General features: G+C 43.2%; 18 protein-coding genes. 10 read left to right on the plus strand and 8 right to left on the minus strand.

The window, feature by feature from the left end:
* The first annotated feature begins 409 nt into the window (after positions 1–409).
* The 6 genes from dnaA to MASE_RS00030 all read left to right on the plus strand — a co-directional run bounded on the left by dnaA (position 410) and on the right by MASE_RS00030 (position 8,873).
* Positions 410–2,065 (plus strand): chromosomal replication initiator protein DnaA, encoded by a 1,656-nt coding sequence (gene dnaA, locus MASE_RS00005; RefSeq protein WP_039228897.1) that lies wholly within the window; start codon positions 410–412, stop codon positions 2,063–2,065.
* A 32-nt stretch (positions 2,066–2,097) separates the two neighbouring features.
* Positions 2,098–3,198: a DNA polymerase III subunit beta gene (gene dnaN, locus MASE_RS00010; protein ID WP_012516526.1), complete on the plus strand. Its 1,101-nt coding sequence runs from the start codon at positions 2,098–2,100 to the stop codon at positions 3,196–3,198.
* A 125-nt stretch (positions 3,199–3,323) separates the two neighbouring features.
* The gene (recF, locus tag MASE_RS00015) at positions 3,324–4,412 is read left to right on the plus strand and encodes a DNA replication/repair protein RecF (RefSeq protein ID WP_014947710.1); all 1,089 of its coding nucleotides are present in this window, start codon (positions 3,324–3,326) and stop codon (positions 4,410–4,412) included.
* Positions 4,413–4,420: 8 nt separating this feature from the next.
* On the plus strand, positions 4,421–6,841 hold the full coding sequence (gene gyrB / locus MASE_RS00020; RefSeq protein ID WP_014947711.1) for a DNA topoisomerase (ATP-hydrolyzing) subunit B: 2,421 nt from the start codon (positions 4,421–4,423) through the stop codon (positions 6,839–6,841).
* 179 nt (positions 6,842–7,020) lie between these two features.
* Positions 7,021–7,707: a hypothetical protein gene (locus MASE_RS00025; RefSeq protein WP_014947712.1), complete on the plus strand. Its 687-nt coding sequence runs from the start codon at positions 7,021–7,023 to the stop codon at positions 7,705–7,707.
* A 29-nt stretch (positions 7,708–7,736) separates the two neighbouring features.
* Positions 7,737–8,873: a hypothetical protein gene (locus tag MASE_RS00030; protein WP_014947713.1), complete on the plus strand. Its 1,137-nt coding sequence runs from the start codon at positions 7,737–7,739 to the stop codon at positions 8,871–8,873.
* A gap of 67 nt (positions 8,874–8,940) precedes the next feature.
* On the opposite strand, the gene MASE_RS00035 is transcribed toward MASE_RS00030, so the two are convergent.
* The 3 genes from MASE_RS00035 to glyQ all read right to left on the minus strand — a co-directional run bounded on the left by MASE_RS00035 (position 8,941) and on the right by glyQ (position 12,454).
* Positions 8,941–9,384, minus strand: coding sequence for a putative periplasmic lipoprotein (locus MASE_RS00035; RefSeq protein ID WP_041693640.1), 444 nt, complete (start codon positions 9,382–9,384; stop codon positions 8,941–8,943).
* 83 nt (positions 9,385–9,467) lie between these two features.
* Positions 9,468–11,546 carry a glycine--tRNA ligase subunit beta gene (gene glyS, locus MASE_RS00040; RefSeq protein WP_014947715.1) on the minus strand — a complete coding sequence of 693 codons (2,079 nt, stop codon included), beginning with the start codon at positions 11,544–11,546 and terminating at the stop codon, positions 9,468–9,470.
* Between the two features lie 2 nt (positions 11,547–11,548).
* On the minus strand, positions 11,549–12,454 hold the full coding sequence (gene glyQ / locus MASE_RS00045; RefSeq protein ID WP_014947716.1) for a glycine--tRNA ligase subunit alpha: 906 nt from the start codon (positions 12,452–12,454) through the stop codon (positions 11,549–11,551).
* A gap of 146 nt (positions 12,455–12,600) precedes the next feature.
* On the opposite strand from glyQ, the gene MASE_RS00050 reads away from it, so the two are divergent.
* Positions 12,601–13,209 (plus strand): DNA-3-methyladenine glycosylase I, encoded by a 609-nt coding sequence (locus MASE_RS00050; protein WP_014947717.1) that lies wholly within the window; start codon positions 12,601–12,603, stop codon positions 13,207–13,209.
* A gap of 112 nt (positions 13,210–13,321) precedes the next feature.
* Here MASE_RS00050 and MASE_RS00055 read toward each other — a convergent pair whose 3' ends face one another.
* From MASE_RS00055 to MASE_RS00070, 4 genes are all read right to left on the minus strand, one after another.
* Positions 13,322–13,783, minus strand: coding sequence for a DUF2489 domain-containing protein (locus tag MASE_RS00055; protein ID WP_014947718.1), 462 nt, complete (start codon positions 13,781–13,783; stop codon positions 13,322–13,324).
* A gap of 19 nt (positions 13,784–13,802) precedes the next feature.
* On the minus strand, positions 13,803–14,306 hold the full coding sequence (yihI, locus tag MASE_RS00060) for a Der GTPase-activating protein YihI (protein ID WP_014947719.1): 504 nt from the start codon (positions 14,304–14,306) through the stop codon (positions 13,803–13,805).
* Between the two features lie 127 nt (positions 14,307–14,433).
* On the minus strand, positions 14,434–15,135 hold the full coding sequence (locus MASE_RS00065; protein ID WP_014947720.1) for a class I SAM-dependent methyltransferase: 702 nt from the start codon (positions 15,133–15,135) through the stop codon (positions 14,434–14,436).
* A gap of 300 nt (positions 15,136–15,435) precedes the next feature.
* Entirely contained in the window at positions 15,436–16,059 is a 624-nt protein-coding gene (locus MASE_RS00070; protein WP_014947721.1) for a c-type cytochrome, read from the minus strand.
* Positions 16,060–16,233: 174 nt separating this feature from the next.
* Between MASE_RS00070 and yihA the strand changes: the two genes are divergently transcribed.
* Positions 16,234–16,869 carry a ribosome biogenesis GTP-binding protein YihA/YsxC gene (yihA, locus tag MASE_RS00075; RefSeq protein WP_014947722.1) on the plus strand — a complete coding sequence of 212 codons (636 nt, stop codon included), beginning with the start codon at positions 16,234–16,236 and terminating at the stop codon, positions 16,867–16,869.
* A 416-nt stretch (positions 16,870–17,285) separates the two neighbouring features.
* Here yihA and polA read toward each other — a convergent pair whose 3' ends face one another.
* The gene (gene polA, locus MASE_RS00080) at positions 17,286–20,078 is read right to left on the minus strand and encodes a DNA polymerase I (RefSeq protein WP_014947723.1); all 2,793 of its coding nucleotides are present in this window, start codon (positions 20,076–20,078) and stop codon (positions 17,286–17,288) included.
* A 421-nt stretch (positions 20,079–20,499) separates the two neighbouring features.
* Between polA and elbB the strand changes: the two genes are divergently transcribed.
* Entirely contained in the window at positions 20,500–21,153 is a 654-nt protein-coding gene (elbB, locus tag MASE_RS00085; protein WP_014947724.1) for an isoprenoid biosynthesis glyoxalase ElbB, read from the plus strand.
* A gap of 265 nt (positions 21,154–21,418) precedes the next feature.
* Entirely contained in the window at positions 21,419–22,870 is a 1,452-nt protein-coding gene (locus MASE_RS00090) for a TrkH family potassium uptake protein (RefSeq protein WP_014947725.1), read from the plus strand.
* The last annotated feature ends 55 nt before the right edge of the window (positions 22,871–22,925 follow it).

Below are 22,925 nucleotides of genomic sequence, written 5' to 3' on the forward strand. Positions count from 1 at the left end.
AGTTTTCGTACAAATCGTCTGTGAATAACGCGTAAAATTTGGTTAGGTTATCCACAGTGCGTTGTGAAAAACACAGAGATAGATATAAAAAGCAAGGTGATCTAACGGTTTTTTAGCACAAATTTAGAATGAATTTTTCTCGTTATAGTTTGATTTGATCTAAAAGAAAAAGCGCTATTAATCAGTGGTTTGTCGTTTTGATCGAAAAGATCGATCGGGATCGCCATTTACATTGTGTTGATAACGTAAGATAATCCACAGCGATTAAAACGATAACTTAATTTCTCGCTGCTACCCAACACTTCCAACGCTATTTTCTTCTAATGGCGCTTTTTAGTGCCTGCTTTCTCTATGCTTGGCTTTTTAGGAGTTGGTTTTTCTAGCGAGTTACGGGAGCTAACTACGTACCATGTCCTTGTGGAACCAATGCCTTGAAAGATTGCGTCAAGAATTACCAACGCAGCAGTTTAGTATGTGGATACGACCGCTTGTTTGTGAAGAACAACAAGGCGTGGTTGCACTCTATGCTCCCAATCGTTTTGTACTTGATTGGGTAAGAGACAAGTACCTGAATAATATTACCGCACTACTAAAAGAGTTTGCCGGTAGTGACGCACCACAATTGCGTTTAGAAGTGATGAATCGTCATAGCGTAAGCCGTAGTCAGCCTGTAAGTACCAGTGGATCTTCGCCTGCTCCAAATACGCCTAATAATCAACCAAGTAAGCCTAGTGCACCTGCGGGCGGTCAAGGGTATCAGAACTATAATACTAGTAATCAGCCTGTTCACAGCGGCAGTAATGGGCAGCACACATCGTCTTATTCACCAATGTCGAATAGCGGTATGCCATCATCGGCAAGCCAAGCGGGTGATCAAGGACAAAACAATGCGTTTTCAAAATCACCTTCATACACACAGGGTATGGATTTAAATGATCGCGGTGCTCAAAACCACGACCGTAATGGATATAATGCATACGCAGATCAAGCGCCAAGATCGTCTACACCGCCGAAAGTGATCCCGATCCCTGAGGCGATGAAGCATAAAAGTAATATTAATCCGACTTATCAATTCGACAACTTTGTCGAAGGTAAATCTAACCAGCTAGCACGTGCGGCTGCAACTCAAGTCGCAAATAACCCAGGCGGTTCTTACAACCCACTGTTTATTTACGGTGGTACGGGCTTAGGTAAAACTCACTTATTACATGCAGTGGGTAATGGCATCGTAGCTAATAACGGTGACGCTAAAATTGTGTATATGCATTCAGAGCGTTTCGTGCAGGATATGGTTAAGGCACTACAAAATAACGCTATAGAGGACTTTAAGCGCTTCTATCGCAGCGTTGATGCGTTACTTATCGATGATATTCAATTCTTTGCTAATAAAGAGCGTTCACAAGAAGAGTTCTTCCACACGTTCAATGCGCTTCTTGAAGGTAACCAACAAATCATCCTTACTTCTGATAGATATCCTAAAGAGATTGATGGGGTAGAGGATCGATTGAAATCGCGCTTCGGTTGGGGTTTAACTATTGCTATAGAGCCACCAGAGCTTGAAACCCGAGTGGCTATTTTGATGCGCAAAGCGGCAGAGAACCGGATTCACTTACCTAATGAAGTGGCGTTCTTTATAGCTAAGCGATTGCGTTCAAACGTACGTGAGCTCGAGGGGGCACTTAACCGTGTTATTGCTAACGCAAACTTTACCGGTCGCCCTATCACTATTGATTTCGTTCGCGAAGCGCTTCGAGACCTTCTCGCACTTCAAGAAAAATTGGTAACCGTTGATAATATTCAGAAAACCGTCGCAGATTATTATAAGATAAAAGTAGCTGATATTTTGTCTAAACGACGTAGTCGTAGTGTGGCGCGTCCTCGCCAAGTCGCGATGGCGCTGGCCAAAGAACTTACCAACCACAGTTTACCTGAACTAGGAAACGCGTTTGGTGGACGAGACCACACTACGGTTTTACACGCTTGTAGAAAAATAGAGCAGCTAAGAGAAGAAAGTCATGATATAAAAGAGGACTATAAGAACCTCATTAGGACTTTGTCTTCCTAACACCACGACCTTAGAGGCGAGATAGCACTGCGATGAAATTTACTATAAGCCGCGAACAATTTTTACAACCCCTACAGTTGGTATCTGGTGCTGTAGAGCGTAGACACACACTGCCAATTCTTTCCAATGTTCTCATCAAAGTAAGTGAGGACGCACTTTGGCTTACTGGTACAGATTTAGAGGTAGAACTAATTTCTAGCGTGAAATTAGAAGGTGAATTCACGGAAGGTGAAATTACTGTTCCTGCTAAAAAGCTGTTTGATATTATTCGCGGTATTTCTGAAGGAACAGATATTCATTTCTCGTTAGACGGCAGCAAAGCACTTATTCGTGCCGGTCGAGGTCGTTATACGCTTTCTACTTTATCTGCCAACGACTACCCAAATTTAGAAGACTGGGAAGGTGAAGTTGAGTTTGAATTATCGTGCAGTGATCTAAAACGTCTTATCGATGCAACGAGCTTTTCAATGGCTCAACAAGACGTACGTTATTACTTAAATGGTATGTCCCTTGAAACGGAAGAGAATATCATTCGTACCGTTGCAACAGACGGTCACCGTCTTGCTCTTTGTCGCCTAAACTACGAGACCGCTTTGCCATCTCGTCAGGTGATTATTCCACGTAAAGGCGTGTTAGAAATTTCTCGTCTTATTAGCGAAGATGACAAATCTCTTAAGGTGCAAATAGGCGCCAACCATCTTCGAATTTTCTCAAACGATTTCATTTTCACTTCGAAATTAGTTGATGGCAGATTTCCTGATTATCGCCGTGTTTTACCTCAAAATGGCGACAAGGAAATTATTGCGAGCAAAGCCGTATTAAAAGAAGCATTTTCACGTGCGGCCATTCTATCTAACGAAAAGTTTAGAGGCGTACGATTAAACTTGTCTTCTGGTGAGCTTAAGATAACGGCTAATAACCCAGAGCAAGAAGAAGCGGAAGAAATCGTTGATGTTCAATATCAAGGTGACGATTTAGAAATTGGCTTTAACGTTGCCTATTTAATTGACGTATTGAATGCGCTTGGATCTGATGGTGTTAAAGTTAGCCTATCAGACTCAAACGCAAGTGCGCTAATCGAAGATGATGCTGATGACGCCGCGTTATACGTTATTATGCCAATGCGACTGTAGTCACTACTACATTAAGTGTTTGCAGCGTTTCGCATATTCCACGTTATTTTGTTATTTAAATTATCAATTCAAGAAGCGATGAGTGTTGATACTCCTCGCTTCTTTTCTTTCATCAGTGTGACCTCATGAAACTGGACCGCGTCCAGATTACACAGTTTCGTAATCTTACTTCCGTATCACTTTCTCCTTCACCAGCGTTGACTATCATTAAAGGCGAGAATGGGAGTGGAAAATCCTCGTTAATCGAAGCACTTTATTACCTGGGCTTTGGACGTTCTTTTAGAACAAATAAACACAGTTCTGTTATTCAAAATGAGAAGGACAGCTTCAGTGTTTTCGCATCATGCAAAACCGAAGAAGGGGATGAATTAAAGCTAGGTTTTCAACGAAGTAGAAATGAGACATTCACCTGTAGTATTAACGGTGAACATTCAAATAAGTTATCAGATTTAGTTAGCTTGGTACCACTTCAACTTTTTACTCCGCAGAGTACTGACCTTATAATTGGTTCGCCTTCCGAGCGTCGACGTTTTTGTGATTGGGGATTGTTTCACGTGGAACATCAGTTTCAATCACTTGCTAATCAGTATGGTAAATTTTTAAAACATAGAAATGCCTTACTGAAACAGCAGGCAAATTTAAGCGCACCACAAAATCAATATTGGGAGTCTCAGTTCTCAGAACTAGGTGAGTCTTTATCGGCTACTCGTCAGGAATATGTGGATACCCTTACCCCTATTTTTAAGCAGTACGCGCAAGAATTTCTTCCTAACTTCGATGTGGAATTAAGTTACTATAAAGGGTGGGAAAAAGATGTCGGTTTATCAGAAAGCCTAGTTAAAAAACGTGAGTATGATGGTAAAATAGGACATACCTCTTCTGGGCCCCATAAAGCCGATTTAAGGCTTAAAGTGAATGGAGTAAACGCTCAGGAGCTTTTATCAAGAGGACAGCTTAGAATGGCTGTGGCAGCGCTTCAAATGTCACAGACTAAGCTATTTAATAAGGCAACGCAGCGCAAAAGTATCTTTTTACTTGATGATGTAGGTGCCGAATTAGATGCCGATAAAAGAGAACAATTTATTGATGGGTTGCTCAAAATGGATACGCAGGTTTTCGTTACTGCAATAGAATCCACGCAACTCGCTTTTATACAAAAATACAACGAAAAGAAAATGTTTCACGTGGAACATGGAAGCGTGAAAGAGGAGTAAAAGCTAGTATGTCAGCAGAGAACAACTACGACTCGTCCAGTATTAAAGTACTTAAAGGATTAGATGCCGTAAGAAAGCGTCCTGGTATGTATATCGGTGATACTGATGATGGTACCGGATTACACCACATGGTTTTCGAGGTGGTCGATAACTCTATCGATGAAGCACTTGCTGGACATTGTTCTGAGATTACTGTGCTCATTCACAGCGATGGCTCAGTATCTGTGTCTGACGATGGACGTGGTATACCAACTGAATTGCACCCAGAAGAGGGTGTGTCTGCAGCTGAAGTTATTATGACGGTTCTTCACGCCGGCGGTAAGTTCGACGATAACTCTTATAAAGTGTCGGGCGGTTTGCACGGTGTAGGTGTATCAGTAGTAAACGCACTTTCAAGTCGACTGAAGCTTCGTATCCGTCGCGGTGGTAAAGCGCATGAACAAGAATATCATCATGGTGTTCCACAAGCGCCACTAGCGGTAACTGGCGATACTGACAAAACGGGAACTATGATCCGTTTCTGGCCAAGTTCAGACACCTTCACAGATACGCTTTACCACTACGATATTCTTGCTAAACGTCTTCGTGAACTATCATTTTTGAACTCTGGTGTGTCTATTCGCTTGAAAGACGAACGCGATGGAAAAGAAGACCACTTCATGTACGAAGGTGGTATCAAAGCTTTCGTTGAGTACCTAAATGAAAAGAAAACACCTGTTCACCAGAAAGTGTTTCATTTCAGCAGTGAACAAGAAGACGGTATTGCAGTAGAAGTAGCGATGCAATGGAACGATAGTTTCCAAGAGAACGTGTTCTGTTTCACCAACAACATTCCTCAGCGCGACGGCGGTACTCACTTGGCGGGCTTCCGTGGAGCCTTAACGCGTACATTGAATAACTACATGGAAAAGGAAGGCCTGAACAAAAAGGCAAAAACGAATGCCAGTGGTGACGATGCGCGTGAAGGTCTTACCGCGGTTATTTCCGTTAAAGTACCAGATCCGAAATTCAGCTCACAGACAAAAGATAAGCTTGTATCTTCTGAAGTTCGTCCAGCAGTTGAGTCGGCAATGAACGAAAAGCTAGCAGAGTTTTTATTAGAAAACCCTGCAGAAAGTAAAATCATTGCGGGTAAAATTATTGATGCTGCTCGTGCTCGTGAAGCTGCACGAAAGGCCCGTGAAATGACACGCCGTAAAGGTGCGCTAGATTTGGCTGGCCTACCAGGTAAGCTAGCTGACTGTCAGGAAAAAGATCCTGCACTTAGTGAACTATACATAGTGGAGGGTGACTCTGCGGGCGGTTCAGCTAAGCAGGGTCGTAACCGTAAAAACCAAGCTATTCTGCCGCTTAAAGGTAAAATCCTAAACGTTGAGAAAGCGCGCTTTGATAAGATGCTTTCTTCTCAGGAAGTTGCGACGCTTATCACGGCACTAGGTTGTGGTATCGGTCGTGACGAGTATGACCCTGAAAAATTACGCTATCACAGCATCATTATCATGACCGATGCTGACGTAGATGGTTCTCACATTCGTACGCTTCTACTCACATTTTTCTATCGTCAAATGCCTGAAATCATTGAGCGTGGATATGTATATATTGCACAGCCACCGCTATACAAAGTGAAGAAGGGTAAACAAGAGCAGTATCTTAAAGATGACGATGCGCTAACTAACTACCTAACATCAATCGCAATTGACGGTGCGTCTTTGCACACCAGCGATGAAGACCCAGGTATTAGTGGTGTAGGCCTTGAAAACCTTGTTAAGCAGTACCAATCGGTAGAGAAGATGATTGCACGTATGAAACGTCTTATGCCTGCATCTATCCTCTACAGAATGCTTTACACGCCTACGCTAAACCTTGAAGACCTTAAAGATGAGTCTGCACTAGAGCATGTGGCGAAACACTTCGTAGAGCAGCTTACAGAGCGCGAAAATGATGGTGCTACATACCGTTATGAAATTCGCACTGATGCTGAACTTAGCGAGTACTACATTACAATCATTATGCGTATGCACGGAATTGATTATGAGTACATTATCGATCATGAGTTCATCGAGTCGTCTGAATACCAGCGCCTTAAAGAGCTTAACCTTGCCATTAACGACATGATGGGCAAAGACGCCTATATTCAGCGTGGCGAGCGTAGACAGCCAGTTGAGTCTTTCAAAGAAGCACTAGAGTGGCTAATGAACGAAGCGAAACGCGGCCAATACATTCAGCGCTATAAAGGGCTAGGTGAGATGAACCCTGAGCAACTCTGGGAAACCACCATGGACCCAGAAAGCCGCCGTATGCTTCAAGTTACCATTGAGGATGCCATTGGTTGTGATCAGCTGTTCACTACATTGATGGGTGACCAAGTTGAGCCTCGTAGAGAGTTTATCGAAGCTAATGCGCTTAAAGTGGAAAACTTAGACGTGTAGATTATTTATTTAATGATGCATATTTTAAAAACGACCCAGGTAGGGTCGTTTTTTTTTGTGTACAAAAATGTATCTTAACGAAATATTGAAGAGCCTTACAAAAGAGTAAAAGTTGTTCTAGTATAAATTTATGTGACAAGCTGATAAGTGGTCTTATCAACTAAAACAGGGACATATAAATGACAGGACGTTTGTGTATTATTTCCATCATCGTAACGTTTTTAATAATAGGCTGTTCAAAACAGGCTGGACTTACAGAGTCTCAGATTCGACTATCAGAGGCCAAGAAAGCCCAGGCTGTTCTCATTGAAAAAGCGAACATCATTCTAGATACCAAAGTTAAGGGTATTTTCCTAGAAGATTTAAACCACATTTCTTATGCGAGTGAAATAGCACTTCGTGCTAAGCAAGTATTTATTGATGCCAAAATTAACCTTAAGAGCGAAAGCTTAGCAGCCCTTGATAATCGAATTGGTTCTTATGTAAATAGTGCAGGCCTAACAGCAGTAAAGCTCCTGCACCAGTCAGTAGATATGACGGTAAGCTTCAAGAAAGACATAGAAGATATGCCATTACAGCCACTAACCAGTAATAGTACGTCGACAAGTGACGGCATGGTGAAATTTTTGGCAAAGCAATACAGCGTTGATATTAAATCATGTTGTATATCTGATTTGAAAGATATCGCCATATTTTTGAGTCAAGTAGACGAGCTGGAGCATTACCCGTTAAGAAAAATGATTGCGAATGTAGAGGTAAGATTATCAAGCGTCTTAAGACACCCTGAAACCGCGAAGAAATACAAAAATGAAATAAATGCGATAGGTGAACAATATAAAAACACTCAATCAGCAAATAAACGTTAAATAATGGACTTAAAGGGATGGAAAATATTATGGAAAAAACAGTCATTGCATGCATGGGATTGCTAATGCTCCATGCGGTACCAAGCGCATTAGCACAAACTAATTATAAGATTGTAGATAATGCCGATAAATCGGTAACAGTGACAAAAGGAGCAGAAAAAGAAACAGTGCTAGTCATTGAAGACGAGGTAAAGTTTTCTATATCTCGAACACCAAGTATCAATAAATCCCAGCCACCGCTACAGAACAATAATATTTCCCTTAAAGGTGGTGTATTTGGCTTAACAATCAATGAAAGTGTAACAAGTATGCTGCGCGTACTCGGTACACCTACGTCAACGTATAGCGTTAACAACGACACCGTGCTGTATTCTTATGGGAGAAACCTTTGGGTGGTGACCCACAAAGGAATAGTAAAAAAAGTGACTACAGAAAATCACTGGGTATCAACAACCCTTACTAATTCTATTGCCTTTGATAATCGGTTTAACAGCGATTGGCTTATAGAAGAGAAAGTCGGCTACGAGACTAAAAAGGCGGAATTGTTAAAACAGTTGCCTGAGGGGAATCAAATTGAAAGAGACAAATACCGATTTACTCTGAAAAAGGAAGCTGATGTAAATCTTGATGTAATAATAGATTTGAAAATTATAAACGGTGAAAAGGAATGGCTAGTTAACGGCTTCGAGTATGGATATACGGATACTGCTTATATAAAAGATTCAAGCAATGAAACTGAGAAGGCAAATCAATACAATGAAGTTATCGCCTTTGTTGACAGTAAGCGTAATCAGGGTCAAACCATAACGATAAAGCAATTAGATGAGCAGGGCTTTCGTCCAATTTTTGATGCTTATGCGGATAACGGTGATGTTATTCAAGTATATGGCAACCATCTTGTACTGAACTTTAGTTATCAAGAACTAAGTAAGTTATCTGTTTACGAAAGTGTGTTTAGAAACAAACAGAATCTAGAAGATTGGAAGTTTGCAGAGCACTATTTTGAACAACCTAGCACTGAGGTTAAGGCGCTTTACGGTGATGAAGTAATGGGTAATGACGATTATTGGCAGGTATTTCTAGATGATGCAAAGTACGATCTATATTTCGTTGAAAACGATGATGGGACAATGATGCTAGCCGAACTTGAAATAGAATTCTTTTAAATACCTGCTGCGAAAAAGACTAAAAGCGATCTTTCTCGCAGAAGGTGAATAGTTAAACCTAAGCTAACTACAATTTAGACACGACCAAGGCGACTTCCCCCGCACTTGGTGCTGTTGCTGTAAAGCGATAGGTGCCAGTTGAGGAGGGGGTAAATTGCAAGTTCTCTGAGCCCTGTTCGCAGACTAAATAAACAGTGGAGCCTAACATTACAGGCTGCCCTTTATATTTGCCGCCACAGCTTTGTGAGGGCGTCCATTTTGCATCTGACAACCTAAAATCATAAGGTTGTCCGTCGGCTATGAGTTCAACGTCTACTGTCCAGCCTGAATTTGATCGTTTAAACTTGTAACTTGGGTCAGCCTCCCACCAGTTAAATACACCTCTAAGAAACATGTTTTCGAATTGAATACGAGGCACGTCCGGTGCTACTTCTGGAATTTTAAAACTTCCACTGCTTGAGCATGCTGAAAGTGTTATGCACATAGAAGCAATAGTTAGTAACTTTTTCACAGCGTCTCCATTTATAAAAAGCCCAACGTTAAGGCTGGGCTCTTTGTTTTTCACGGCATAAAACCGCGTTAACTCTTACTAGCCTACGACTTCGCGAGAATAGATATATCTGCGGTAGTAAGGAAAAGTTGCCTTAAAAGCGACAGTAAAGCAAGTCGGTTATTCTTAACCGCTTCGTCATCAGCCATAACCATTACGTTATCGAAGAAGTTATCGATTACATTACGTAAGGTTGCAAGCGCAGTAAGAATACGCGTATAGTCCTGTGAAGGAACAGCAATATCAACTTCTTTCTGTGCGGCTTTCAGCTCAACATAAAGCGCTTTTTCAGCTTCTTCGGCTAACAGTGACTCATCAATATTCACTGAGTCTGTTACTTCAACGTTTTGCTTAGCAAGGATGTTTGCAACACGCTTGTTAGCCGCAGCTAGCGCTTCGGCTTCTTCCAATGCTCTGAACTTATCTACTGCATGAACTCGGGCTAAGTAGTCAGCTGGCTTAGTAGGGCGACGAGCAGCAACTGCCTGAATAACGTCAATGGCGATAGCTTGATCTTGTAGGAGCGCAGTAAATCGACCCAATACAAAATCAACAACCTGAGCTTGTGTTTCAGCATTTGTTAACTTATCGCCATACACATCGATAGCTTTGCTTACTAGCGTTTCAAGATCTAGCGGCAGTGACAGCTCAGTGACAATACGTAGTACACCGATAGCTGCACGACGAAGCGCAAATGGGTCTTTATCACCCTTAGGTAACTGGCCAATACCAAAAATACCCACAAGAGTATCTAGTTTGTCAGCAAGCGCGACCGACGCGCTAACGCCTGAACTAGGAAGTGCGTCACCAGCAAAACGCGGCATGTATTGTTCATACAGTGCTTCTGCAACAGGCGCATCTTCACCGTCGTTTAGCGCATAGTATTTACCCATAACACCTTGAACGTCAGGGAACTCCATAACCATGTTCGACATCAAGTCGGTTTTAGCTAGAAGACCTGCTCGTGCAGCTTGTGTTTCATTCGCATCTATTTGCGACGCGATAAACGCCGATAGGGCGGATATACGCTCAGACTTTTCTTTTAGCGTACCAAGCTGTTTTTGGAACAACACGGTTTCTAAGCTTTCAAGGCGGCTTTCTAATGTCGTCTTTTTATCGCTGTTAAAGAAGAACTCAGCGTCTGCAAGACGAGGGCGGATAACCTTTTCATTGCCAGAAATAACTTGAGACGCATCGCGACTTTCGATATTCGTTACAAATAAGAAAGTGTTTGAAAGTGCACCATCGCTATCTAGCAGCGGCACATATTTTTGGTCGTCTTTCATGGTATAGATAAGCGCTTCTTTCGGTACTGCCAAGAAAGCCTCATCAAACCCAGCTTGAAGTACAACCGGCCACTCTACAAGTGACGCGATTTCTTCTAGTAAGTCTTCATTATAGTCTGGCTTAAGCGACAAGCTTTGCGCTGCGTCTTCAAGCTGCTGACGCACTTTATCTTTACGCGCCTCAAAATCTGCCAGCACATATTGTTGCTCTAGGGCAGAGGCGTAATTGTCAGCATGATCCAGTTCAAAGCGACCTTCGCCGTGGAATCGGTGACCCTGAACAACGCGGCCGCTTGTTAGGCCCAATACAGAAACGTTAACCACTTCGCTTCCGTAAAGCACGCAAAGGGTGTGAACCGGGCGTATAAACTGAGTGTTGTAATTACCCCAACGCATTGGCTTTGGAATAGGTAGCTTGCTTACTGCTTGGTTTATCAGCCCTTCTAGAAGCTCTGCAACTGATTGCCCTGGAACGTGGGCTTTATGAAGTAACCACTCTCCTTTGTCAGTTACAAGACGCTCTGCGTCAGCAACGTCAATGCCGTTACCGCGAGCCCAACCTTGTGCTGCTTTAGTAGGGTTACCGTCGGCGTCAAACGCGGCTGATACTGCTGGGCCGCGTTTCTCTACTACTTTGTCAGCCTGACCTTCAGCAAGACCTGAAACATAAACGGCTAAGCGGCGAGGGGCTGCAAACCAGCTGACTGAATCAAAGCTTAAGTCAGCTTGCGTAAGCGCAGCTTCAAACTGCGTGGCGAAGGCTTCACCTAAAGACTTAAGCGCTTTTGGTGGGAGTTCTTCAGTACCTAATTCAACTAAACAATTTTCTGTACGCACGCTTATGCCTCCTTGTTACATAGTGGGAAGCCAAGTGCTTCACGTGCTTGGTAATAGCTTTCTGCACACGCTTTGGCTAGCGTTCGAACGCGAAGAATATAGCGCTGGCGTTCAGTCACTGAGATAGCATGACGAGCATCAAGCAAGTTAAATGCGTGTGACGCTTTCATAACCTGCTCATAGGCAGGAAGTGGAAGGTTGTTTTCGATAAGCTTTTTGCTTTCTGCTTCACATTCGTCGAAGGTTCTAAATAAGGCTTCAACGTTGGCGTGTTCGAAGTTATACGTCGATTGTTCTACTTCATTTTGATGGAACACATCGCCATAGGTCACTTTGCCCATAGGGCCGTCAGTCCAAACCAGGTCGTAGATACTATCTACACCTTGAACGTACATGGCGAGTCGCTCTAAGCCGTAGGTAATTTCGCCGGTAACAGGCTTACACTCTAGACCGCCTACCTGCTGGAAGTAGGTAAACTGAGTTACTTCCATACCGTTTAGCCACACTTCCCAACCTAGACCCCACGCACCAAGCGTGGGTGATTCCCAGTTGTCTTCTACGAAGCGAATGTCATGAACCAGCGGATCGAATCCTAACTCTTTCAAAGAGCCCAAGTACAACTCCTGAATATTGTCAGGTGAAGGCTTAAGCATTACTTGGAACTGATAGTAATGTTGTAAGCGGTTTGGGTTCTCACCGTAACGACCATCGGTTGGTCTACGGCACGGTTGAACATAGGCGCTACTCATTGGCTCTGGACCTAAAGAACGTAGGAACGTCATAGGGTGAAAAGTACCGGCACCCACTTCCATATCCAGAGGCTGAATAATAACGCAGCCCTGACGCGCCCAATAATCTTGAAGCGCAAGGATCAACCCTTGAAAGGTCTTAATATCGTATTTCTGCATACATCCGCTGCTTATTAGTTATCTGACTTAAAATAAAGGTGGGATAGTATACAATTTGTGAGGCATAGTATGTAGGTGTAAAGGGTGAAAAAACGTCACGAATAAAGCCAATATGCCACTTCACAACAAGGATTTAATCTTAAGCCATGCCCAATCAAACAAAAATAGAAAAAAATATGCCTTTGCATCGCTGCGGTTGGGTAAGCAGCGACCCTATTTATTTAGCGTATCATGATAACGAATGGGGTGTACCCGAGCTAGATAGTCGCGCGTTGTTTGCTAAGTTATGCCTCGATGGACAACAGGCTGGTTTATCTTGGCTGACCATTTTGAAAAAACAGCAGAATTTTGAACAGGCATTCTATCAGTTCGACCCTGAGAAAATTTCGAAGATGGGCCCCGCTGATGTCGACAGACTTATGCAAGATAGCGGCATAATCAGAAACAAGCTCAAAATAGAGTCGGTTATCAAAAATGCCAAGGTTTTTTTAGCTATCGAAGCGTCGCAGCCATTCAGTGATTTTATTTGGCAATTTACAGATGGACGTACGGTCATTAATGCATGGGAAGACTTCAGGCAAGCACCCACATCAACCGATGCGTCTAAAGCAATGTCAAAAGCACTTAAAAAGCACGGATTTAATTTCGTAGGTGAAACGATTTGCTACGCTTTTATGCAAGCTGTAGGTATGGTCAATGACCACGAGGTAGGGTGTCATTGCTACGAACGTACCTGCGAGCTCGCGATAAAGTGACATAGGCAAAGGTAGCCGGGTTAAAAAAATGGCCGACTACATACTGTACTCGGCCATTTTCGATATTGATTGCATTAGTTTTTATCTTTTAAATCAGCGTCGCGCTTACTCGTTATTTAGTGGCTATAAGTGTCTCACAATACGACTTCAGCGGTGGTAATTCGTCCAATACCTTAGATTCGTATTCCGATTCAATCTGCTCGCGAGCGATATCTTGCTTTCTTCGCTCATTCTTAGGTAGCTGTTGCCTTGCTTCTAAAATCGCAAATCCGCTTACCTCTGTGAATAATGCATGAATGTTGGGATACTGCGCTTTAAAATCAGGCGGAGTACTTATTGGAAGCGCGTTAAGCAGGTTCACGATGCGAATTACACCTTCTGACAAATCACATTGCTGCTGCTCCATCGCCTTAGCTATTACTATAATACTGTCTGTTATAGTGGCTACGCGTGACTGCCTTGCCGCTTCTTGTCGCTCTTTTTGTTGTTTTAACATAAACAGCAGTTTGCCTGCGTAAAAACCTAGCGCAAGAATAATTAGTAGCGCGATGCCTGAAAGTACTGCCCAAAGCATGACTCTTTCCCGTTTTTTATTAGTGCTTAAAGTCGTCGATATTAATAGCGTCTAAATCATTAAACGGATCCATATCGTCGTCTTCATCATCCTCTTCTACTATTCCTAATAGGTCACAAAGAATGCGGTGGCGTGCCATCTTCTCGTCGACATAAGCTTGTTGCTCACGGGTGAGCGGTTTATCGTCGTCAAGTTTGTCGAGTAAATCTGACAAGCGTTGATCTGCTTCAAGCGCTGCCAGTTCTTGGGCTGGTGTGGCGTACTTTTTCTTTTGAGCAGGGGTGGGCGTCACTGCTTTTACAAGCTGAATAGGCTTTTTACTGCCGTGGCGCGGATCTTTATTCTCAGCACTCTTTTTGCCCGTCACTTTTTTCTGTTCAACATTGTGGCGATTACCAGCGGGCTTACCTTTATGCTTTTTAGGGCGAGGCGAGTCTGATTTACGGTTTTCGCTTGGTTTAAAGTCAGGATCTTTACGAACGCCGATTAGGCCGACTTTACGTGATTTCTTTGAACGTGCCATAATTTCCAAATAACAAAGAGAGTGAAAAAACAGCGCTATTATAGCGCGAATTAGTGTCTACGTATTGATCTTTGGGTATGCAGTGCAAAATCAATACGGGGAACATAAAGTATTACGGGAATTTGTTTCAGCGCTTTCTCAATAGAGCGACATCGCTGGCAGGAAAAGTGACATCATAGCCATCTCGTTGTGCCAAATATTGAAAGGTTGCTTCGCTGAAAAAGCTAACGTGGGTGACGTCGTTTTTATAGTGCCAATTTGCAAACCTGGCTTTATCAAGTACGCGCTTGGTCATGATGGCAAGAACGCCACCAGAAGCTACAAGTTTGTTAAAAAGCGCCCATTCCACATGAGGGGCGTGAAAGTGTTCTATAGCCTCTGTACATGTCACTATGTCATAGCTTTGCTCAAGTACCGATAAGTTGTGTGCATAGAAGGGATCGTACATATTCATCCTAACGCCTTCTTCTTCCAGCATACTTGCTAAAACAGGCGCAGGGCCACAGCCAAAGTCTAGTCCTCGGAGTTCACCAAATTTCATGTCTTTTATAAAAGGTGTAAGTGGCGTTAAAACCTTTCCTAAAAACTTTCGATACCCTTCGTCTTCAAAGCTATTCTCGTGAAGGTCATACTCCTGCTTTTCTACTTCTTTCGATGGCAAGAATTCAGGAGAAACATAAACGAGTTTGCATTGATTACATTGAAGGTAATCGCGCTTTTTATCTGAGTGATAGTGAGATGGCGCGTTAGCGCTTTTGCATAAAGGACAGTACATAGGAAAGTGAACAATAATAAGGGGCTTAAAAAAGAAAAAGGTGATGGTTCTCACCATCACCTTACATTGTATGAGTGTCAGATGACACCTCTCCCGTTATACACTTCTATGTGTATTTTGCTTCCCTAGCCGTGCTCCCCTTATTTTTATTGTTAGCAGAGCTGTATTGTTGTTTTTGGCCCTCGTGGCTCTTTATCCCGTCTTCCATGCTGCATTTTTATTATTATTCTTGTTATTTAGCTTGTAGCTTTTCAAAGGCACCTACAAACTACGCCGTTAGATTACACGAATAATTTCAAAATACAACTTTTTCGGTAACAAATTTTTAACAACAATGTGCAAAAACGGTAATGCTTAGTGTAAGCCCGCGATATAGTTAGATAAAATCTCAATATCTTCGTCGGTTAATTTCATCGCAATATCACGCATCATGCCATTCATGTCATTGTGACGTTGGCCTGAACGGAATGCTTTCAATTGAGCTGCAGTGTAAGTTGCATGTTGACCGCTGATATCAGGGAAACCTGCTAAGCCCATGCCGTTGCCCTTAGGACCGTGACACGCGATACATGCAGTTACGCCTCGAGACTCGTCGCCACCTTGGTACAATGCACGGCCAGCTTCAACGTATTGCTCTGGTGTTTCACCCGCCTTTGGCTCTTGGCTTGAGAAATAAGCGGCTAGGTCTTTCATGTCTTGCTCTGAAAGTGGGGCAGCCATGCCGTTCATCACAGCATTGTTACGACCTTCCTCGCCACCTGTTTGAGAGGCAAGTTTAAATTCGGTTAATTGCTTAACAATGTACTTCTCATGCTGGCCAGCAATCTTTGGGTTCATGTCAATCATGCTGTTGCCATCAGGGCCATGACAGGCTGCACATACTGCAGATTTCGCTTTACCTGCCTCGGCGTCGCCTTCTGCCATAGCAGTTGCGCTTAAACCTAAAGACATACATACCAACAAACACAGTTTTTTCATAATAAATCTCTTAAATGGATCCAACGGCTCGCGTGATATACGTGATATCATGCGTATTTTACACATTTAACGCGTCAGAAAAACCTATTCCATGATAAAACTATGGTTTTTAGTTGGTTTATTCATTAAAAAACTGTAAACCGAAGGTTGAGACGCATGTGGAGGTAAGTCTAGATGTCGTATTACACCAAAGCAAAATTCTTTACGAGCGCACCTGATATTCGTCATTTAAAGAATGATACCGGAATTGAAGTAGCGTTTGCGGGCCGCTCTAATGCGGGTAAATCGAGTGCACTTAACACGTTAACTCGTCAGAAGAACTTGGCAAGAACCAGTAAAACACCGGGTCGCACCCAATTGATCAACGTCTTTGAATTAGAAGAAGACTTACGCTTGGTTGATTTGCCAGGATATGGCTTTGCAAAAGTGCCAGTAGCCATGAAAAAGAAGTGGCAGGCGTCACTTGGTGAATATCTTCAAAAGCGCAAGTCCCTTAAAGGGTTAGTCGTTTTAATGGATATTCGTCATCCCTTCAAAGATTTAGACCAAGATCTTATCCATTGGGCAGTAGCCTCAAATATTCCAGTACTGGCACTTCTCACTAAAGCCGACAAACTTAAAAGCGGTAAGCGAAAGGCACAGCTGTTAATGGCGCGTGAAGCTGCGATGGCATTTATGGGCGATGTTACCGTGCAAACCTTCTCGTCATTAAATAAGCACGGGTTACCCGAATTAGAGCGTATTTTGGATACGTGGTTTGGCTTAGATAAACAAGACGAAACAGAAGAGTCTGATAGCGAAGTACAGTAGCGCAATTCACCCTTACCGTTTGTGCTGATCTGACGTGCCCGATGGATAGGTATGATGGGGTGTTAGAAAAAAGAACGCCCCGCATAGAGCGAGGCGTAAACTGAGAGAAAACACATAAAAACCGTAGATATAGAGTCGTGATAAATAGAGAAGTTCAGAAAAATTAAAATAAAATTCGCTTTATTTTTTAAGTTATTGATATTTAAGAATTATTTATTTTCCGCAGATGTAAAAAAACCCCGACAAAACTGTCGGGGTTAAAGCAAAGGTTTGAAAACAGCTTTCTCACCTCTGTACCCTACATGTGTAATATTACAACAAAGCACAGAAAAGGCAAGGGTGTTATGTAATTAAATTACCAAATTTAATGAATATAACGCGCCTTTTAATGTAAAAACTGTAATCTAATTACCAAACTAGTGCGCTTCATCCCAGTTTTCGCCCACACCTGCCTCGACAACCAGCGGAACATTTAGCGTAGCTGCGCTTTCCATAAGAGCAGTAATAGTAGAGACATAGGTTTCCACTTTGTCTTCTCTTATCTCAAAAACCAATTCATCGTGTACCTGCATCATCATGGTCACATCATCAGATGCATTTTTCCTGATCCAGTCATCAACTTTGATCATTGCCATCTTAATGATGTCCGCAGCCGTGCCTTGCATAGGCGCATTAATCGCCGCGCGCTCTGCGCCTTTTCGACGTGCTCCATTACTAGCTTTAATGTCTGGCAAATAAAGTCTGCGACCAAATACGGTTTCTACATAACCTTTTTCTTTCGCGCTCTCACGTGTTGAATCCATGTACTCAAGCACGCCTGGGTAGCGTTCGAAGTAAAGATCCATATATTTTTGTGCTTCATTACGTGGAATATTAAGTTGCTTCGACAACCCAAAGGCACTCATACCGTAAATTAAGCCAAAGTTAATCGCTTTTGCACTGCGACGCTGTTCAGTGGTTACTTCATCAAGTGGCACACCAAAAACTTCCGCAGCGGTTGCTTTATGAATATCTTTACCATGCGCAAAGGCATCTAACAGACCTTTATCGCCAGAAAGGTGCGCCATAATGCGCAGCTCAATTTGTGAGTAGTCGGCTGCGACGAACTTATTTCCTTCTCTGGGTACAAATGCCTGACGCACGCGGCGACCTTCCTCATTTCGGATAGGGATGTTCTGTAAGTTAGGATCGGTAGAAGAGAGTCGTCCCGTGGCGGTTACTGCTTGGTGATAAGAAGTATGCACTCGACCCGTACGATGATTGATCATCTTAGGAAGTTTATCCGTGTAGGTATTCTTTAGCTTGGTTAGGCCACGGTATTCCATGATCTTCTTCGGCAACGGGTACTCAAGCGCAAGTTCTTGCAGTACGTCCTCAGAAGTAGACGGCGCCCCTTTAGGCGTTTTCTTTATGATCGGTAGCGACATTTTTTCGAACAAGACATGTTGAAGCTGTTTAGTAGAACCTAAGTTGAATGGCTCGCCAGCTTCCTCATGTACTTCACTTTCAAGCTCGGCAATCCGGGTGGCAAGATCCTGGCTTTGCTGACGCAGCCTTTGGCTGTCTATCAATACACCTTCCTGTTCCATACGAGAAAGTACACAGGCTAGGGGAACCTCAACATCTATCAATAGATTTTTAAGCTCAGGAATTTCTTTCAACTTCGTCCAAATAGCGTTGTGTAAGCGAAGCGTGATATCAGCATCTTCTGCGGCATAAGGCCCAGCTTCTTCAAGGCTAATTTGATTAAATGTTAGCTGCTTTGCGCCTTTACCCGCAATCTCTTCGAAGTGAATAGTTTTATGACCAAGGTAGGCTAGGGCAAGTGAGTCCATATCATGGCGCTGCGCGGTACTGTTTAGTACATAGCTCTCAAGCATGGTGTCAAAGCCAATGCCGTTTAAGGTAATGTCATAGTTCGCTAATACGTTTTTGTCGTATTTTATGTGTTGACCTACTTTGATCACGGTGTCCGATTCTAAAATAGGTTTTAATGCGTCTAATACGAATTCTCGTGATAGCTGGGCGGGTGCATCTGGGTAATCGTGAGCAACAGGCACATAAGCTGCTTCACCTTCCTCTATACAAAATGAAACACCAACTAACTCCGCATCCATGTAGTTAAGGCTGGTTGTCTCGGTATCAAAAGCGATTAGCTCGGCTTTTTCTAGCTTCGCGACCCACGCATTAAAGTGTTCCTCTTCAAGCACTGTCTCATACTTCGACTTATCTATCTCTACCGATTCACTTTGTTCGCTCTCTTCTGCGCTATCGCTCTTTTCTTCGTTGGTGTTTGCATTGGCACCAGAGGTATCTCCGCCGGCTATTAGCGCGCTTACTTCTGCATGCCAGCGTTTGAACTCGTATTCGGCAAACAGATCGCGAAGTTGTTCGTTATCGGCTTGGCAAGGCATAAGAGCTTCGACATCATAGTCAAGGTCAAGATCGATGCTGATAGTAGCTAGGGTATAAGAAAGCCGAGCTTGCTCTTCGTATTCCTGCATTTTAGCCGCCATCGACTTACTGCCTCTAAACGACAGATCTGCAATTTTATCCAGGTTCTTATATATGTCGTCGATACCGCCAATACCGTTTAACAAGGCTTGAGCACTTTTATCACCTACACCAGGTACACCTGGGATGTTATCGACTTTATCGCCCTTAAGCGCAAGGAAGTCGATCACAAGCTCCGGTGGAATACCAAACTTCGTATTTACACCTTCGACATCCATCAGTTGGTTTGTCATGGTGTTGATTAAGGTGACATGTTCATTTACTAGTTGCGCCATGTCTTTATCGCCGGTGCTGATAAGGGTATCAATACCTTTTTCTGTGGCGTGTTTGGCTAACGTGCCAATCACGTCATCAGCTTCTACACCCGATTCAACAATAACAGGTAATCCCATTGCCTTAATGATGGCGTGCAACGGTTCGATTTGGCTTCTTAGCTCATCCGGCATCGGAGGACGGTTCGCTTTGTACTCTTTATAGATGTCATCGCGAAAGGTCTTGCCTTTAGCATCAAAAATCACCGCCATATGCGTCGGGTTGTATTGTTTGATCAAGCTTTTAAGCATGTTCACAACACCATAAATAGCACCGGTGTCTTGGCCTTTTGAGTTGGTTAATGGTGGTAAACCGTGAAAGGCACGAAAAAGATATGACGATCCATCGACAAGAATAAATGGAGGCTTTTTAGAATCAGGCATAGATGGCGATTTTCCAATAGAGAATATGAGCGCAAGGATGCCACAGGCTAGGGCAGATCGCCATATCATGAAGGAACATTAAGGTCGATAGCGGATCGCATTTCGCCTGTGGATAACTTTGTGATCTAAAATTTTGGGCACAGTGATCCGGATGATCTTTGTCAAGTTAAAGATCACCTTTCAAATCAAGAAAAATAAGGGAATGAGACTTAGGTGTGAAAACAGCGTACCTGCTACTTACCATTCCATTTTATGTGGATAACTTGGTGTACGTTTATTTTTGGTTTAACCAAGTTGGTCAAGTAATGTAGCATAACCATTAACAATGTATACACGTATTATTAAGAACTTTTTTTGAACAGTTGTGTGTTTAATAGCCAAATTTTGAATAAGTAGATGGCATAGCGTCTAGGAGGACAATATGAAACAAGTAGCCGTTATTTTAAGTGGTAGTGGTGTGTTTGACGGGGCTGAGTTACACGAAGCGGTATTGACACTTTTAGCCATTGAGCAAGAAGGCGCGTCTTATCAGTGTTTTGCTCCAGATGTAAACCAACTGCATGTAGTCAATCACTTAACCGGTGAGGTATCAGAAGGTGAAGCACGAAATGTGTTAGTAGAATCGGCCCGTATTGCCCGAGGTGATATAAAACCCGTGACTGAGTGCGACGTAACTGCTTTTGATACACTTATTTTACCTGGTGGCTTTGGCGCTGCGAAGAACCTGTGTACGTTTGCTGTAGACGGTGAAAATTGTACCTTTAACGAAGAGGTGCTGACAGTGTGCAAAGCCTTCGCACAAGCTAAAAAGCCCGCAGCGTACGCGTGTATTGCACCTGCGCTAGCAGCAAAAGTGTATGGCAACAAAACTAAACTGACCATTGGCAATGACGAAGCCACGGCTGGTGGGTTGAATGCATTAGGAGCCACGCATGTAGAGTGCCCAGTTGATGAGGTGGTTGTTGATAATGACGCAAAGCTTGTTACTACACCTGCGTATATGCTGGCGCAAAGCATTAGTGAAGCCAATGCGAGTATTACTAAAATGGTTAAAACCGTGCTTGCTATGAAATAGGAAACTAAAAAATAAAAGTGGTTGGTTTTTTCCTAGTGAAAAGATCAGGTGCCTTTATGTGTAATTAGCCTAATGTAGTGGGGAGACAAAGGTTTCCCCTTGTTCATTATAGTCCTATAATCAAAACCCTATGCGTAACGTATAGGATTTCATCTACCTTGTTTCACGTAGATAGATTCGCTTTTTGAAACCATATCAAAAAGCACATTGTAACTAGGGCTCAGTAGTCCTTATGCGCACTATAAAAATAAAGGCATAACAAACAATGCACTACCGTGCCATCATACGAATACTTGGGTTATTAATTGCGCTTTTTAGCGTAACCATGATCCCACCCGCTATCGTGTCGTTGATTTATCAAGATGGCAGTGGCCTGCCTTTTATCCTCGCATTTATATTTTGTGTCATCGGCGGTATGGCATTGTGGTATCCCAACCGTCAGCAGAAAAATGACTTAAGAGCACGAGAAGGGTTTCTGATTGTTGCGCTGTTTTGGTCAGTACTAGCAAGCGTGGGGGCAATTCCACTTATCTTGCTAGAGCAACCAAGCATGACGGTAACCGATGCTTTCTTTGAGTCATTTTCTGGCCTGACTACCACTGGAGCTACGGTTATTGAGGGGATAGATTTTCTTCCTCACTCAGTACAGTTTTACCGTCAACAACTTCAGTGGTTAGGTGGCATGGGTATCATCGTACTCGCAGTTGCCATTTTACCTATCCTTGGAGTAGGGGGAATGCAGCTTTATCGGGCAGAAACTCCTGGCCCAGTTAAAGATAATAAAATGACTCCGCGTATTGCCGATACGGCAAAGCATTTGTGGTACATCTACCTATCCATAACCATTGCATGTGCCGGTGCATACTGGCTTGCGGGAATGAATGTTTTTGATGCGATTTGCCATTCTTTCTCAACGGTTGCTATTGGTGGCTTTTCGAACCACGACGCCAGCTTAGGCTATTTTAATAGTCCTATGGTAAACGTGGTGTGTACCGTGTTTTTGCTTATTGCTGCGTTAAACTTCTCATTACACTATGCGGCGGTGAGCTCTCGTTCGGTTAAAGGCTATTTTAACGATCCAGAGTTTAAGGCGTTTTTTATCATTCAAGCCTCACTCATCGGGATTTGTTTCCTAGTACTTACGCTATCAGGCTACTATAGCTCGGCAGAGCAGGCTTTAGACCAAGCTATGATCCAAGCGGTATCTATTAGTACCACTGCCGGGTTTGCAACCACTGATTTTTCAGTCTGGCCGGCATTCCTCCCTATTATGCTTATTTTTTCAAGCTTTATCGGCGGGTGCGCAAGTTCCACGGGTGGGGGCTTAAAAGTAGTACGCGTCTGCTTACTGTTTCTACAAGGCAAGCGTGAGGTTGATAGGCTAATTCACCCGAAAGCGGTATACAGCGTTAAGTTTGGCGACCGTGCCATGCCTGACAGAGTAGTAGAGGCCGTATGGGGGTTCTTTTCAGCTTATGCAGTGGTGTTTGTTATCATTATGATAGGCTTGATTGCCACGGGTTTAGATAACCTAAGCGCCTTTACCGCTACTGCGGCCATGCTGAATAACTTAGGTCCGGGATTGGGGAGCGTAGCGGCCAACTATGCTGATGTTACTGACGCAGGCAAATGGATACTGGTGATTGCCATGGTATTTGGGCGACTAGAGGTCTTCTCATTGCTGGTCTTGTTCTCACCAACGTTCTGGCGCAGTTAACAAATAAACCGGTAGTTTTGATACGAGCTAAAAAAAAGGGCGATAAATATCGCCC

Origin of the sequence: Alteromonas macleodii ATCC 27126, from assembly GCF_000172635.2 — a bacterium.
Lineage (GTDB): Bacteria > Pseudomonadota > Gammaproteobacteria > Enterobacterales > Alteromonadaceae > Alteromonas > Alteromonas macleodii.